This window comes from Pseudomonas sp. 51_B (assembly GCF_017491595.1).
Taxonomy (GTDB): Bacteria; Pseudomonadota; Gammaproteobacteria; order Pseudomonadales; family Pseudomonadaceae; genus Aquipseudomonas; species Aquipseudomonas promysalinigenes.
In genome coordinates, this window is sequence record NZ_JAFGYW010000001.1 from 312,978 (window position 1) to 327,028 (window position 14,051).

Below are 14,051 nucleotides of genomic sequence, written 5' to 3' on the forward strand. Positions count from 1 at the left end.
GCCGCGCCGGTTTTGCTAGAATCGGCGTTTTTCCCCCTTGATACACACCGGTAACCATGACCAGCCCAGCAATCAAAGACCCCGCCAAGACCCGCGTAATCGTCGGCATGTCCGGCGGCGTGGACTCTTCCGTCTCCGCCCTCCTGCTCATGGAACAGGGCTATCAGGTGGAAGGGCTGTTCATGAAGAACTGGGAAGAAGACGACGGAACCGAGTACTGCACTGCCCGTGAAGACCTGGCCGACGCCCAGGCCGTGTGCGACCGCATCGGCATCAAGCTGCACACTGCCAACTTCGCCGCCGAATACTGGGACAACGTGTTCGAGCATTTCCTCGAGGAATACAAGGCCGGCCGCACACCCAACCCGGACATCCTGTGCAACCGCGAAATCAAGTTCAAGGCATTCCTCGACTACGCCCTGTCACTGGGGGCCGACCTGATCGCCACCGGCCACTACGTGCGCCGCCGCGACACCGGCACCCTCACCGAGCTGCTCAAGGGCCTGGACCCGAACAAGGACCAGAGTTACTTCCTGCATGCCGTAGGCGGCAAGGAGATTGCCCGCACGCTGTTCCCGGTGGGCGAACTGGAAAAGCCCGAAGTTCGCGCCATTGCCGAACGGCACGGCCTGGCGACCGCCAAGAAGAAGGATTCCACCGGCATCTGCTTCATCGGCGAGCGCCGCTTCAGCGACTTCCTCAAACAGTACCTGCCGGCACAGCCGGGCGATATCGAAACCACTGAAGGTGAAGTGATCGGCCGCCACCATGGCCTGATGTACCACACCATCGGCCAGCGCCAAGGCCTGGGTATTGGCGGCCTGAAAGACGCCGGTGATGAGCCTTGGTACGTACTGCACAAGGACCTCACCCGCAATGTGCTGGTGGTCGGCCAAGGCAACGAACACCCCTGGTTGTTCTCCCGCGCCCTGCTCGCCTCGCAGATTTTCTGGGTCAACCCGATCGACCTGAGCAGCCCGCGCAAGCTCACAGCCAAAGTGCGCTACCGCCAGAGCGACCAGCAATGCACCCTGGAACTGACCGAGTCGGGCTACCGCGCCGTGTTCGACGAGCCGCAACGCGCCGTGACCCCGGGTCAGTCGGTAGTATTTTATGACGGCGAGGTATGCCTGGGCGGCGGCGTGATCGAAAGCGCCGAGCCTTGGAGCCCACGCGCATGAGCAGCCTGCAGGAGCAACTGATCGCCCTGGGCGGCGTGTTCCAGGCCGCCGTGCTGGTGGACCGCATCGCCCGCACCGGCCAGGCCAGCGAAGCCAACATCGGTTGCATGCTTGGCAGCCTGCTGGTGCGCGACCCCAAGGACACCCTGGAGGTGTTCGGTGGCGACGATCTGAACCTGCGCGACGGTTATCGTGCCCTGGCCGGCGCCTTGGAGCGTGACCCTAGCAGCCTGCAGCGCGAGCCGCTGCGCTATGCCCTGTCGATGCTCGGCCTGGAGCGCCAGCTGAACAAGCGCGGCGACCTGCTCGACACCATCGGCAACCGTCTGCCACAAATTCAGTCCCAGGCCGAGCATTTCGGCCTGGTTCACGAAAACGTCATCGCCTCCAGTGGCGCCTTGTACCAGGACACCCTGAGCACGCTGCGCCAGCGTATCCAGGTACACGGCGACATGCGCTTCCTGCAACAGGCTAGCAACGCCTCGAAAATCCGCGCTCTGCTGCTTGCCGGCATCCGCGCTGCGCGCCTGTGGCGCCAATTGGGCGGGCACCGCTGGCAACTGGTGTTCAGCCGGCGCAAGCTGCTCAACGAGCTCTACGACATGATGCGTTCGCCATCCTGACCGGCGCACGCTGAGCCCTGCAGGAGCGCGTTCACCCGCGTACGGGTGTGGGCCTAGCCGACGCATCGGCGGGCAAACCTGCTCCCGTGAGGCCCGCGACACGCTTTCATTGGCCCGACCTTTGGTCAGCCACCCGACGTCGGCGCATTTTTCATGTATGATATGCGCCCTTCCAAAAGCCTGACTGTCCGAGAACACCCCATGCAGCTTTCTTCGCTCACTGCGGTTTCCCCTGTAGACGGCCGTTATGCCGGCAAAACCCAGGCCTTGCGCCCCATTTTCAGCGAATACGGTCTGATCCGTTTCCGCGCCCTGGTCGAAGTGCGCTGGCTGCAGCGCCTGGCCGCCCACCCGCAGATCAGCGAAGTGCCGGCGTTCTCCGCCGAGGCCAATGCCCTGCTGGACAGCCTGGCAACCGACTTCAAGCTCGAGCACGCCGAACGCGTCAAGGAAATCGAGCGCACCACCAACCACGACGTCAAGGCGATCGAATACCTCCTCAAGGAGCAGGCTGCCAAACTGCCTGAGCTGGCCAAGGTCAGCGAGTTCATCCACTTCGCCTGCACCAGCGAGGACATCAACAACCTGTCCCACGCCCTGATGCTGCGCGCTGGCCGTGATGATGTACTGCTGCCGCTGATGCGCCAGATCGCCGATGCCATTCGCGCCCTGGCTCACGCCCATGCCGACGTGCCAATGCTGTCGCGCACCCACGGCCAGCCGGCCTCGCCGACCACATTGGGTAAAGAGCTGGCCAACGTTGTTTACCGCCTGGAGCGCCAGATCGCCCAGGTTGCCGCAGTGCCGCTGCTGGGCAAGATCAACGGCGCCGTGGGCAATTACAACGCCCACCTGTCGGCCTACTCGCAGATCGACTGGGAAGCCAACGCCCGCGCCTTCATCGAAGACGAGCTGGGCCTGCAGTTCAACCCGTACACCACTCAGATCGAGCCGCACGACTACATTGCCGAGCTGTTCGACGCCATCGCCCGCTTCAACACCATCCTCATCGACTTCGACCGCGACGTCTGGGGCTACATCTCGCTGGGCTACTTCAAGCAGAAGACCGTGGCAGGTGAAATTGGCTCTTCGACCATGCCGCACAAGGTCAACCCGATCGACTTCGAAAACTCCGAAGGCAACCTGGGCATCGCCAATGCACTGTTCCAGCACCTGGCCAGCAAGCTGCCGATCTCGCGCTGGCAGCGCGACCTGACCGACTCCACCGTGCTGCGCAACCTGGGCGTGGGCTTCGCCCACAGCGTCATCGCCTATGAAGCCAGCCTCAAGGGTATCGGCAAGCTGGAAGTCAACCAGGCTCGCATCGCTGCCGATCTGGACGCCTGCTGGGAGGTTCTCGCCGAGCCGATCCAGACCGTGATGCGCCGCTTCAACATCGAGAACCCCTACGAGAAGCTCAAGGAGCTGACCCGTGGCAAGGGCATCACGCCAGAAGCGTTACTGACCTTCATCGACGGCCTGGACATGCCGGCCGACGCCAAGGCCGAACTCAAGCTGCTGACCCCTGCTACCTACATCGGCAACGCAGCAGCCCAGGCCAAACGCATCTAAGCTGAACCCCGCGTTCAACGCCCGGCCTGGCCGGGCGTTTTTATTCCCGGACGAAAATTACGTTTTTTCAATAGGTTGAACATGAATCCTGATACTCCACTGCAGCTGCTCGGCGGCATCTCGGCCCGCGAATTCATGCGCGACTACTGGCAGAAGAAGCCGCTGCTGGTGCGCCAGGCATTCCCGGATTTCGAAAGCCCGATCGACCCCGACGAGCTGGCCGGCTTGGCTCTGGAAGAGGAAGTCGAGTCGCGTATCGTGCTCGAGCACGGCGCCCATCCCTGGGAGCTGCGCCGTGGCCCGTTCACCGAAGACACCTTTGCCGAGCTTCCGGAAAAGGACTGGACCCTGCTGGTGCAGGCTGTCGACCAGTTCGTACCGGAAGTCGCTGAGCTGCTGGAGCACTTCCGCTTCCTGCCAAGCTGGCGTATCGATGACGTGATGATCAGCTTCGCCACCCCAGGTGGTAGCGTTGGCCCGCACTTCGACAACTACGATGTGTTCCTGCTGCAAGGCCACGGCGAGCGCAACTGGAAGGTTGGGCAGATGTGCAACAGCGACAGCCCGCTGCTGGAACACGCCGATCTGCGCATCCTCGCCGAATTCGAGCAAAGCGGCGAATGGACCCTGGAGCCGGGCGACATGCTCTACCTACCGCCGCGCCTGGCCCACTACGGCGTGGCCGTGGACAACTGCCTGACGTACTCGGTTGGCTTCCGCGCACCTAGCGCTGCCGAAGTACTGACCCACTTCACCGACTTCCTCGGCCAGTTCCTGCCGGACGAAGAGCGCTACAGCGATGCAGATGCGCTGCCTGCCAGCGACCCGCATCAGATCCAGCACGATGCGCTGGACCGCCTCAAGGCGTTGATGGACAAGCACATGAACGACAAGGACCTGCTGTTGACCTGGTTCGGCCAATTCATGACCGAGCCCCGCTATCCAGAGCAAGTGGTTGGCGAGGAGCTGGACGAAGAGGAGCTGGTCGAAGCCCTGGAAGACGGCGCTATCCTGATCCGCAACCCCAGCGCCCGCATGGCCTGGTCGGAGCTTGGCGACGACCTGATGCTGTTCGCCAGCGGCCGCAGCTGCCCACTGCCGGCCAAACTGCGTGAGTTGCTGAAACTGGTCTGCTCGGCTGATGCGTTACACATCGAAAACCTTGAGCAGTGGTTACAGGATGAGGATGGCCTTATGCTGGTACAGCAACTGATCAAACAAGGAAGCCTGGGATTCGCCAATGAATAAGATTCGTGTGCGCCTTGCCGATTGGCACAAGGACAATGCCGATATCCGCCGTATCCGCGAAAGCGTGTTCATTGCCGAGCAGCACGTACCGCCAGAGCTGGAATGGGATTCGGAAGACCCGAGCGCCGCGCATTTCCTGGCGCTCGAAGGCGACTACCCGATCGGCACCGCCCGCCTGCTGCCCGATGGGACCATCGGCCGGGTGTCGGTGCTCAAGGATTGGCGAGGGCTGAAAGTCGGTGATGCGCTGATGAATGCAGTGATCGCAGAAGCACAGGACCGTGACCTGAAGCAGCAGATGCTGAGCGCACAGGTACACGCAACGCCTTTCTACGAGCGCCTGGGCTTTCGCGTAGTCAGCGAGGAATTTCTCGAAGCAGGCATTCCCCATGTAGACATGGTGCGGGACTCGCGCGCCTGACATCTCGCATGGCGCAAGCTTCTTCGCGATAAGCCCGCTCCCTCAGGGTTTCACCAGGTCACGGCAGCCGTGCCTTACCTGAGGGAGCGGGCTCACCCGTGATCAAGGCTGTAAAGGCTGAAGACACATCCCCAGACAAAAACCTGTACATCCATCCAGATAAAACTTGCCTCCGCGCCCTCGCTTGCGCATTCTATTACTCATCATTTCCCGATGAAGCGTTCCCGGCCATGCGCCTTTTCCTCTGCGAAAAACCTTCCCAAGCCAAAGACATCGCCAAGGTGCTGGGTGCCAACCGCAAGGCCGACGGCTGCTGGCAGGGTACCGACGTGTGCGTGACCTGGTGCATCGGCCACCTGCTGGAAACAGCCCCGCCCGACAGTTACGACGACCGCTACAAGCGCTGGGACCTCGCAGACCTGCCGATCATCCCGGACAAATGGAAGATGCAAGTCAAGCCCAAGACCGCCAGCCAGTACAAGGCAGTCAAACGCCTGCTGGGTGAAGCCCGCGAGCTGGTGATCGCCACCGACGCCGACCGCGAAGGTGAGATGATCGCCCGCGAGCTGGTCGAGCATTGCCGTTACCGCGGGCCAATCCAGCGCCTTTGGCTGTCGGCGCTGGACGACGCCTCGATCCGCAAGGCCCTGGGCCGCCTGCTACCCGGCCAGGACACCTTCAGCCTTTACCACTCTGCCCTGGGGCGCTCACGGGCCGACTGGCTGATCGGTATGAACATGAGCCGGCTGTTCACCCTGCTGGGGCGCCAATCGGGGTATCAGGGTGTGCTGCCAGTGGGCCGGGTGCAGACCCCTACCCTGCGCCTGGTGGTGGATCGTGATCGCAGCATTGCCGACTTCGTGCCGGTGCCTTTCTGGGCCATCGACGTGTTGCTCGAACAGGCCGGGCAAACCTTCACTGCACAATGGCGAGCTGCGCAAGATGCCTGCGATGACCAGGGCCGCTGCCTGAATCAGCTGCTAGCTCAGCAGGCCGCGGCCGACATGAACGCTGCCGGTACTGCGCAGGTCCTGAAGGTGGCGACAGAACGCGTGCGCGAGGCAGCGCCGCTACCCTTCGATCTTGGCACCCTGCAGGAGCTGTGCTCGAAAAAGTTCGGCCTCGGCGCGCAGGAAACCCTGGATATCGCTCAGGCCCTGTACGAAACGCACAAATTGATCACTTACCCGCGCAGTGACTGTGGCTACCTGCCCGTGAGCCAGCACGGCGAAGCACCGGCCATCCTTGCCGCGCTACAGCGTGCTGACGCCAACCTGGCGCCGCTACAACCGCATCTGCAGCCGCAGCGCCGTTCCCGCGCGTGGAATGATGCCAAGGTCAGCGCCCACCACGGCATCATCCCAACCGCCGCAGCCAGCGACCCGGCGCGCTTGCCGGCCAAGTACAAAGCGGTCTACACCTTGATTCGTGCACGCTACCTGGCGCAGTTCCTGCCCAACCACGAGTACGATCGCACTCAGGCCGAGTTCGACTGCGCCGGCCACGCCCTGCGCGCCGTTGGCAAACAGATCGTCGAGCCTGGCTGGCGCCGCGCGCTACCCGAGGCGCTGACACCAGCCAAGGGCCGCGAGGCTCAACCCACACAGGTGCTGCCAGCCCTAGGTGAAGGTCAGGATTGCCGCGTGCACAGCTTGCAGCTCAAAGACCTCTGGACTCAACCACCCAAGCCGTTCACCGAAGGCGACCTGATCAAGGCGATGAAAAACGTTGCCAAGCTGGTAGAGGACCCACGCCTCAAGCAAAAGCTCAAGGAAACCACCGGCATAGGCACTGAAGCGACCCGCGCCAGTATCATTCAGGGCCTGCTCGAGCGCGGCTATCTGGTGAAGAACGGCAAGGCGCTGTCGGCCACACCGGCGGCTTTCAGCCTGATAGACGCAGTACCTCGCGCAATTGCCGACCCTGGCACCACGGCCATTTGGGAACAAGCGTTGGACATGATCCAGAGTGGTGAAATGAGCCTTGAAGAGTTCGTTACACGCCAGTGCGCGTGGATGGGCAAGCTGGTGGAGCGTTGTCGCGGTATGCGCATGACCATCAGCGGGCCGGCAGTGGGCAAGGCGCCGCCTTGGAAGAAGAAGCGGCGCAGCAGTGCCGGCAAAGGCAAGGCGGGTGCTGGCAACGCAGCAGCCGACAAACACAAGCAATCGCGGCGCAAGCGCTCTGACTGATGCAGCCCTTAAGCCGCGAACAGGCCGGTGCAGGAAACACAAACCCCACCCTATGTCCCACTCTTCAATCTGCTGAACGCCCGTGTCAGCTCGCGGTTGAAGACCTTACCGTTGTCGTTCTTACCGTATAACCGCGCCCGCACTTCAGCCGGCGGATAGGTGCCCGGGGCATTGCGGATCTGCGCATCCACCAGGCCATCGGCCGCAGTAATGGCATTGGCGTAATGGATGGTGTCGGTTATCGGTGCGATCACATCAGGCCGCATCAGGTAATCCACCAATTGCCAGGCAGCATCCGGGTGCGGCGCATCCTTAGGCACCACCAGCGCGTCCAGCCAAATCAACGTACCCTCCTTGGGAATGCTGTAATCGAGCGTAAACGCTTTACCCGCCTGCTGCGCCTGCCCCTGGGCGATGGCCACGTTGCCGTTCCATGACATCGCCACGCAGGTTTCACCGTTGGCAAGGTCGTTGATGTTGCGATCGTTATCGAAGTAGCGAATGTACGGGCGAACCTTGCGCAGTTGCACTTCCGCAGCTTTAAGGTCCTCCAAGCGCTGCTGGTTGATGTCCAGGCCCATATAACGCATCACTGCGGCAAAGACTTCGTTGGGGTCGTTGAGCAGGCTTACCCCGCAGTCGGCAAATTTCGCCACCACTTGCGGGTCGAACAGCATCGCCCAACTGTCCACCGGAGCAGCCCCAAAGCGCGCCGCCACCGCCTGGCGCTGGTAACCCACACCTGTCGTACCCCAGGCGTAGGTACCGGCATAGCGGTTGCCAGGATCGAACACGGCCATGTGTTGGCGAAATTCTTCACCCACCCCGGCCAAATGAGGGACCTGAGCTTTATTCAACGGTTGCAGGGCGCCGCTGGCGATGGCTCGGCTCAGGTGCTGCCCTGCGCTAAGCACTACGTCGTAACCACTGCCGCCGGTCAAGAGTTTGGTCTCGGCGGTTTCCAGCGAGTCGAAATGATCGGCAACCACTCGAATGCCGGTTTCCTGCTCGAACCGCGTCAAGGTGTCGGGAGCCAGATATTCGCCCCATATATACAGGTTCACGGTTGGCTGCTGCGTATCGGTGGCCTGGGCCACCGACATCGCACAACCCAAGGCCACCGCTACCGCCAGCGTGGGCACTCTCATCAGCGGCCTCCAGCATATTGAGGCATGGTGATACAGGCGACATTGCCACCACCGAGCAAAATCTCACGAGAGTTCTTGATACCGATGATGCGGTGGCCGGGGAACAGTTCGGCCAACGTCGCCTGGGCGATATTGTCGTTACGATCACCGAACAGTGGCACGACAATGGCCGTATTGCCCGCATAGTAGTTGATATACGAGGCGCAGATGCGGGTGCCGGCCTGGCGCAGATGGGTACCGTCGACCTGGTCGAGTCCAGCTGCTTCTTCGGCGGTCCACTCCAGCACATCCGGCTGCAGCAGCTTGTGCACCTTCAGTTCACGGCCACGGGCATCTCGGGTACTGCGCAAAATGTCGTAGGCCTCTTGGTAGATCTCCCACTGTGGGTCGTCACGGTTATCGGTCCACTGCAACACCACTTCACCGGGGCGTACGAAACAAGCCAGATCGTCGACGTGGCCATCGGTTTCATCGAACTTGCAGCCCCGCGGCAGCCAGATCACCTGCTCGGCGCCCAGGTAGTCCTCGAGCCGACGGGTCACCTCGGCCTTGCCCAAATGAGCATTGCGGTTGCGGTTGAGCAAGCACTGCTCGGTGGTCAGCAAGCTGCCTTGCCCATCACTCTGGATACCGCCAAGCTCGGCAATCAACGGTGCACGATAGCGATCCAGGCCTTCGATTTCGAGCATCTTCTGAGCGACCTGGTCGTCTTTGTCCCAAGGGTAGTAAAGGCCGCCATCCAGCCCACCATAGGCGTTGAACTCGAAGTCCACACCACGCACCTGCCCGCTGTCGGGGTTGACCACAAAACAGGCACCGCTGTCACGGAACCAGGTGTCATTGCAGGTCATTTCCACTAGCCGTACTTGAGGCGGCAGCAGGCGCCGGGCATTGGCATACTGGGCGGCAGAAGCACACACCGTCACCGGCTCGCTGGAAGCGATGGCCGTAACGATTTCGACCCAGACCTTCTGCGCAGGCTTAGCGCCGTTGCGCCAGACATCAGGCCGCTCGGGCCAGCCAAGCCAGCAGCCTGCTTTGCGCTCGAATTCGCCAGGCAGGTGAAAACCGTCGGCCTTTGGAGTGGTGGTGAGCGAACGTGCCATGGGTCATCCTCGTGTCATTGGGTGATGACCGCACGCTACGCCGCACCGCCGGGCAGTTCCAACGATGAAAACTCAGCGATAATTGAATTCAATTCAGCTATCAGCAAGCTGTTCGATGAACCATTCGATGAAATCAGCCACCGGTGGCCGCTCCAGGCGCAGCCGTTCGCACACCAGGGCATATTGACCTTGCGCAGTGACCGTGGCGGCGAACGGGCGTATTAGCCGCCCGATCTGAAGGTCGGCCTGGCATGTCAGGGTGTCGCCCATCGCTACCCCCTGCCCTAACAATGCAGCTTCAAGTGCCAACGCAGCGTGGGGGAAATACAGTTGCCGGTTGGGCAGTGCATCGTCAGCATGGGTGGCCAGCCAGGTGGTCCAGGTGCGGCCATCCTGATCGTCGTGAAGCAAGCAATGCCGCACCAGGTCGCGGGGGCGCTTGAGCCCACCCTGGTTGAACAACCCCGGGCTGCATACGGGGAAGAATTGCAGCAGCGGCAGCGGCCGGACGAAGTACGTGCTGGCATCCAGTGCGCCAGTGCCGTAGGTGATGGCCAGGTCTACGTCCAGCCCTGGCGCACCGGCATCGATGGGCTGATCGTGCAGGTGCAAGGTGATATGCGGATATCGACTGGTGAAGTCGGCCAGGCGCGCCACCAGCCATTTCTGCGCCAGCTCCGCAGTGACCGCCACCCGAAGCACGGCTTGTGAGGCAGGGTCGCGCAGCTCGTCACAAGCCGCGCCGATAAGCTCGAAGGCTTGTTGCAAGTGGTGCAGCAAGCGCTGCGCTTCGGCGCTGGGGCGTACTTGGCGCCCTACACGCTCGAAGAGCGGGGCGCCAAGCTGCTCCTCGAGTTGACGAATTTGGTGGCTTACGGCGCTGTCGGTGACACACAGCTCGGCAGCTGCACGGCCGAAATGGCCATGGCGAGCGGCACACTCGAAGGTCCGCAGGGCAGTCAGAGAAGGCAGGCGGCGCATTGTTGTTCCTGTTGAGGCCTTGGATTACCGCTGCTGCGGCTACTGGATGATAGATGCAACGATGGGCCAATGACCAACGGCCGATGACCCGGGGCTGGTTCACTCACGAACGGGGCCGGCACTGGCAACCGATCATCAGCAGCATTACCATGGCTTCCCTCTAGCGCGGCCATTTGCCGCACCCCTGCCCTCTACCTGCCAGGCACCCATGCCCTTCGAACTCACCGTAGAACCGCTCACCCTGCTGATCTTGACGCTGGTCGCCTTCATCGCAGGCTTCATCGATGCCATCGCCGGTGGCGGTGGCCTGCTGACCACACCGGCGCTGCTTACCGCAGGCATGCCGCCGCACTTGGTCCTGGGCACCAACAAGCTCAGCTCGACCTTCGGCTCGGCCACCGCCGGCTTCACTTATTACAAGCGCAAGCTGTTCCACCCGGCGCAGTGGCGCCCGGCCCTGTTCGCAACGCTGATTGGCGCCTCGATCGGCGCGGTGCTAGCGCACTTCATGCCGGCCGAGTGGCTGAACAAGATGCTGCCGGTGATCGTGTTCGCCTGCGGTATCTATCTGCTGTTGGGCGGTACACCCAAAGCGCCGCTGGATGCCGATGCGCCAATCAAAAAGAAATGGCAGTTTCCCCAAGGCTTCACCCTGGGCTTCTACGACGGCGTGGCCGGCCCCGGCACCGGTGCATTCTGGACCGTGAGCACATTGCTGCTGTACCCCATCGACCTGGTCCGCGCCAGCGGGGTAGCGCGCAGCATGAACTTCGTCAGCAACATCGCGGCGCTGACGGTGTTCATCATTTCCGGGCAGGTGGATTACATCGTTGGCTTGTGCATGGGCATGTCGGTAATGATCGGCGCCTTTTTCGGCGCACGCACGGCGATCAGCGGCGGTAGCAAATTCATCCGCCCGGTGTTCATCACCGTGGTATTGGCATTGACCGTGCGTTTAGCGTGGCAGCATTGGTTCGGGCAGGCCTGACCGGTATTGACACCCCCGCCACCCCATTGAAGCTGCGTCCAAAATCTTATGCGTCATCGTCGCAGAGCGTTTCCCACTGCCGTCAGGGGTTGAAAGCAGGGATATCACGGCCCAGCCGCTGCGCCACATAGAGGTCGATCAAGTAGCGCGCAATCGAACGCCCCGCCGGCAGCGGCGGAAGGTCGTGCACACTGAACCACTTGGCATCTTCGATCTCGTCCGGCTGCATGACAATTTCGCCACCGGCATATTCGGCATGAAAGCCCAACATCATCGAGTGGGGGAACGGCCAGCATTGGCTCCCAACATACTGAATATTCTTCACCTGCAACGCCACCTCCTCGCGCACCTCACGCACCAGGCACTCTTCGGCCGACTCGCCCGGCTCGGCGAAGCCGGCCAGGGTGCTGTACACACCCGTGACGAAGCGCGGCGAGCGGGCCAGCAGAATGTCGTCACCTCGGGTCACCAGTACAATCATGCTCGGCGAAATGCGCGGGTAACAGCGCAGGTCGCAGGGCTGGCAGTACATCGCCCGCTCCCAGTGAATCTGAGTCATCGCCCGGCCGCAGCTGCCGCAGAAGCGATGCTCGCGGGCCCAGGTGCCGATCTGCGCGGCGTAGCCGAGCACTTTATAGGTGTCAAAGTCGCCTTCAAGCATGAATGCACGCAGCCCGCGCCAGCTGCAGCCGGCAACCTCGCTCGCGCTGCGCAGCTCCAGCAGGACCACAGGCTGCCCATCGAAGTGCCCTATGCCGTGTTCACAAAGCACGTCCAGGCCCTGGCGCTTGAGCCAGTGACGAGGGAACAGCGCGCCGTTGGCGTCCACGAGAAACCCTTCCGGGCTGCGGGCCACGGCCAAAGCGCCGGTGATGTTTGGGTCCAGAACTGCGGTCGTCCAGCGAGCTGCCATGTCGGGGGTTCCTTTACTGCGCGTTCCCGGCCCGGTCAGTCGGCGAACGTCGGTTTCTGTTTGCTCATGTGCGCCGCCACGGCCACGCGCAGGTCTTCGGACTGCAGCATGGCGGCGTTCCAGGTGGCAATGTAATCCAGGCCATCATCGATGCGATGGTCACGCATGTAGCTGAGCATTTGCTTGGTTCCGGCCACAGCGATCGGCGATTTTTCGGCAATTTCGCGGGCGACGGCAAACACGCCGTCCAGCAAACCAGCCTGATCGTCGTAGATTCGGTTCACCAGGCCGATGCGCAGGGCCTCGTCGGCCTCGACATAGCGCCCGGTGAAGGCCAGCTCACGCATGATGCCGTCGCCGATGATACGTGGCAAACGTTGCAAGGTGCCAACATCCGCGGCCATGCCCATGTCGATTTCCTTGATCGAGAACTGCGCATCGCGGCTGCAGTAACGCATGTCGCAGGCCGAGATCAGGTCGATCGCACCGCCAATGCAGTAACCCTGAACTGCTGCCAGCACCGGCTTGCGGCAATTGTCCACGGCGTTGAACGAAGCTTGTAAGCGCTGGATGGTCTTGCGCAGCAGCCGGGCATTGCGGCCCACATCCTTGCCCATCTGGCCGGCCAGCGATGCCAGCATCATCAAATCGATACCTGCGGAAAAATGCTTGCCCGCACCACTGATTACCACTGCACGCACCGCATCGGTGTCGTCGATCCACTGGAAGATATCGACGATCTCCGACCAGAAGGCGGCGTTCATCGCGTTGATCTTCTCCGGTCGGTTGATTTGCACATGGGCGATATTGTCGGTCAGTTCGACCTTGAACGCGGTGTACTCGGTCACGGGCGGCACTCCTGTGGGAAAGGGTTCACAACAGGAATGGTAACTCAGTGGATTGACCGCGCTTGTGCCAAAACTGGGACTTTGGGCCCGGCGCAATCACCACGCGCTGCATGCACCTGCCTGGCGCTATTGACCAGGCTCGATACAACTTTTAGACCCTAGCCGCGTCGAAACGAAAGTGAGACCCTACCTCGCTTTAAGGAGATCTGCCATGGCGATGCGCAAGGCCCTGATGTTTTCCTGCATGACCCTCGCCCTGATGGGCTGCGTCGGTTCCAACGACGACCACCAAGCTGCGCCCTCCACGATGCAAGTCGACCTGCAACGCTACCAGGGCACCTGGTACGAGCTGGCACGGCTGCCTATGTTCTTCCAGCGCAACTGCGTGCAGTCAGAAGCGCACTACGCGCTGCGCGAAGACGGCCGGATCGACGTCACCAACCGCTGCAAAGAGAAGGACGGTGAAGTCAACGAAGCCCATGGCATCGCCGAAGCGCAAGTCCCAGGCAAGACCGACAAGCTGTGGGTGCGTTTCGACAACTGGTTCAGCCGCCTGGCGCCAGGGTTGACCAAGGGCGAATATTGGGTGCTGTACCATGACAAGGACTACCGCGTGGCGCTGGTGGGCCACCCCAACCGCGAGTACCTCTGGCTGCTGTCGCGTACTCCGGCAATCACCGACCAAACCCGCGATGAGCTCGTGGCCATTGCCCGCAAACAGGGTTATGACACCAGTAAGCTGATCTGGCGCCAGGGCACCCCGACCGCGCCTTGAGCATCGACGCCGCGCGGGGATGCCGCTATCGTGTGGCCACCCGCGCATGGAGCGA

At 62.0% G+C, this 14,051-nt stretch carries 13 protein-coding genes; 8 read left to right on the top strand and 5 right to left on the bottom strand.

Features of this window, described 5'->3' with window-relative positions; translation table 11 throughout:
• Positions 1 to 56 precede the first annotated feature (56 nt).
• The 6 genes from mnmA to J5M56_RS01510 all read left to right on the top strand — a co-directional run bounded on the left by mnmA (position 57) and on the right by J5M56_RS01510 (position 7,237).
• Positions 57 to 1,181, top strand: a complete 1,125-nt coding sequence (gene mnmA, locus J5M56_RS01485; protein ID WP_060477787.1) for a tRNA 2-thiouridine(34) synthase MnmA — start codon at positions 57 to 59, stop codon at positions 1,179 to 1,181.
• On the top strand, positions 1,178 to 1,804 hold the full coding sequence (hflD, locus tag J5M56_RS01490) for a high frequency lysogenization protein HflD (RefSeq protein ID WP_186476869.1): 627 nt from the start codon (positions 1,178 to 1,180) through the stop codon (positions 1,802 to 1,804). The genes mnmA and hflD overlap by 4 nt, the downstream gene beginning before the upstream one ends.
• A 201-nt stretch (positions 1,805 to 2,005) precedes the next feature.
• Positions 2,006 to 3,376, top strand: coding sequence for an adenylosuccinate lyase (gene purB / locus J5M56_RS01495; protein ID WP_186476868.1), 1,371 nt, complete (start codon positions 2,006 to 2,008; stop codon positions 3,374 to 3,376).
• Positions 3,377 to 3,457: 81 nt separating this feature from the next.
• Positions 3,458 to 4,624 (top strand): cupin domain-containing protein, encoded by a 1,167-nt coding sequence (locus J5M56_RS01500; RefSeq protein ID WP_060480645.1) that lies wholly within the window; start codon positions 3,458 to 3,460, stop codon positions 4,622 to 4,624.
• Positions 4,617 to 5,045 (top strand): GNAT family N-acetyltransferase, encoded by a 429-nt coding sequence (locus J5M56_RS01505; protein WP_186476867.1) that lies wholly within the window; start codon positions 4,617 to 4,619, stop codon positions 5,043 to 5,045. The genes J5M56_RS01500 and J5M56_RS01505 overlap by 8 nt, the downstream gene beginning before the upstream one ends.
• 230 nt (positions 5,046 to 5,275) lie before the next feature.
• The gene (locus J5M56_RS01510; RefSeq protein ID WP_207869235.1) at positions 5,276 to 7,237 is read left to right on the top strand and encodes a DNA topoisomerase III; all 1,962 of its coding nucleotides are present in this window, start codon (positions 5,276 to 5,278) and stop codon (positions 7,235 to 7,237) included.
• Between the two features lie 50 nt (positions 7,238 to 7,287).
• Here J5M56_RS01510 and J5M56_RS01515 read toward each other — a convergent pair whose 3' ends face one another.
• From J5M56_RS01515 to J5M56_RS01525, 3 genes are all read right to left on the bottom strand, one after another.
• Positions 7,288 to 8,385: an extracellular solute-binding protein gene (locus J5M56_RS01515; RefSeq protein WP_207869237.1), complete on the bottom strand. Its 1,098-nt coding sequence runs from the start codon at positions 8,383 to 8,385 to the stop codon at positions 7,288 to 7,290.
• Positions 8,385 to 9,491: an agmatine deiminase gene (gene aguA / locus J5M56_RS01520; protein WP_207869245.1), complete on the bottom strand. Its 1,107-nt coding sequence runs from the start codon at positions 9,489 to 9,491 to the stop codon at positions 8,385 to 8,387. The genes J5M56_RS01515 and aguA overlap by 1 nt, the downstream gene beginning before the upstream one ends.
• A gap of 93 nt (positions 9,492 to 9,584) precedes the next feature.
• Positions 9,585 to 10,472 carry a LysR substrate-binding domain-containing protein gene (locus J5M56_RS01525; RefSeq protein WP_207869248.1) on the bottom strand — a complete coding sequence of 296 codons (888 nt, stop codon included), beginning with the start codon at positions 10,470 to 10,472 and terminating at the stop codon, positions 9,585 to 9,587.
• A 208-nt stretch (positions 10,473 to 10,680) separates the two neighbouring features.
• Here J5M56_RS01525 and J5M56_RS01530 point away from each other — a divergent pair, with 208 nt between their 5' ends.
• A complete protein-coding gene (locus tag J5M56_RS01530) occupies positions 10,681 to 11,460 on the top strand; it encodes a TSUP family transporter (RefSeq protein WP_186476864.1) in 780 nt (259 codons plus the stop codon).
• Between the two features lie 82 nt (positions 11,461 to 11,542).
• Here the strand turns inward: J5M56_RS01530 and nudC are convergent, their stop codons facing one another.
• The gene (gene nudC / locus J5M56_RS01535) at positions 11,543 to 12,373 is read right to left on the bottom strand and encodes an NAD(+) diphosphatase (RefSeq protein WP_207869250.1); all 831 of its coding nucleotides are present in this window, start codon (positions 12,371 to 12,373) and stop codon (positions 11,543 to 11,545) included.
• 35 nt (positions 12,374 to 12,408) lie between these two features.
• Positions 12,409 to 13,221 carry a crotonase/enoyl-CoA hydratase family protein gene (locus J5M56_RS01540; protein ID WP_207869252.1) on the bottom strand — a complete coding sequence of 271 codons (813 nt, stop codon included), beginning with the start codon at positions 13,219 to 13,221 and terminating at the stop codon, positions 12,409 to 12,411.
• Between the two features lie 211 nt (positions 13,222 to 13,432).
• Here J5M56_RS01540 and J5M56_RS01545 point away from each other — a divergent pair, with 211 nt between their 5' ends.
• Complete coding sequence (locus tag J5M56_RS01545) at positions 13,433 to 13,996, top strand: lipocalin family protein (RefSeq protein WP_081016676.1); 564 nt, start codon at positions 13,433 to 13,435, stop codon at positions 13,994 to 13,996.
• The last annotated feature ends 55 nt before the right edge of the window (positions 13,997 to 14,051 follow it).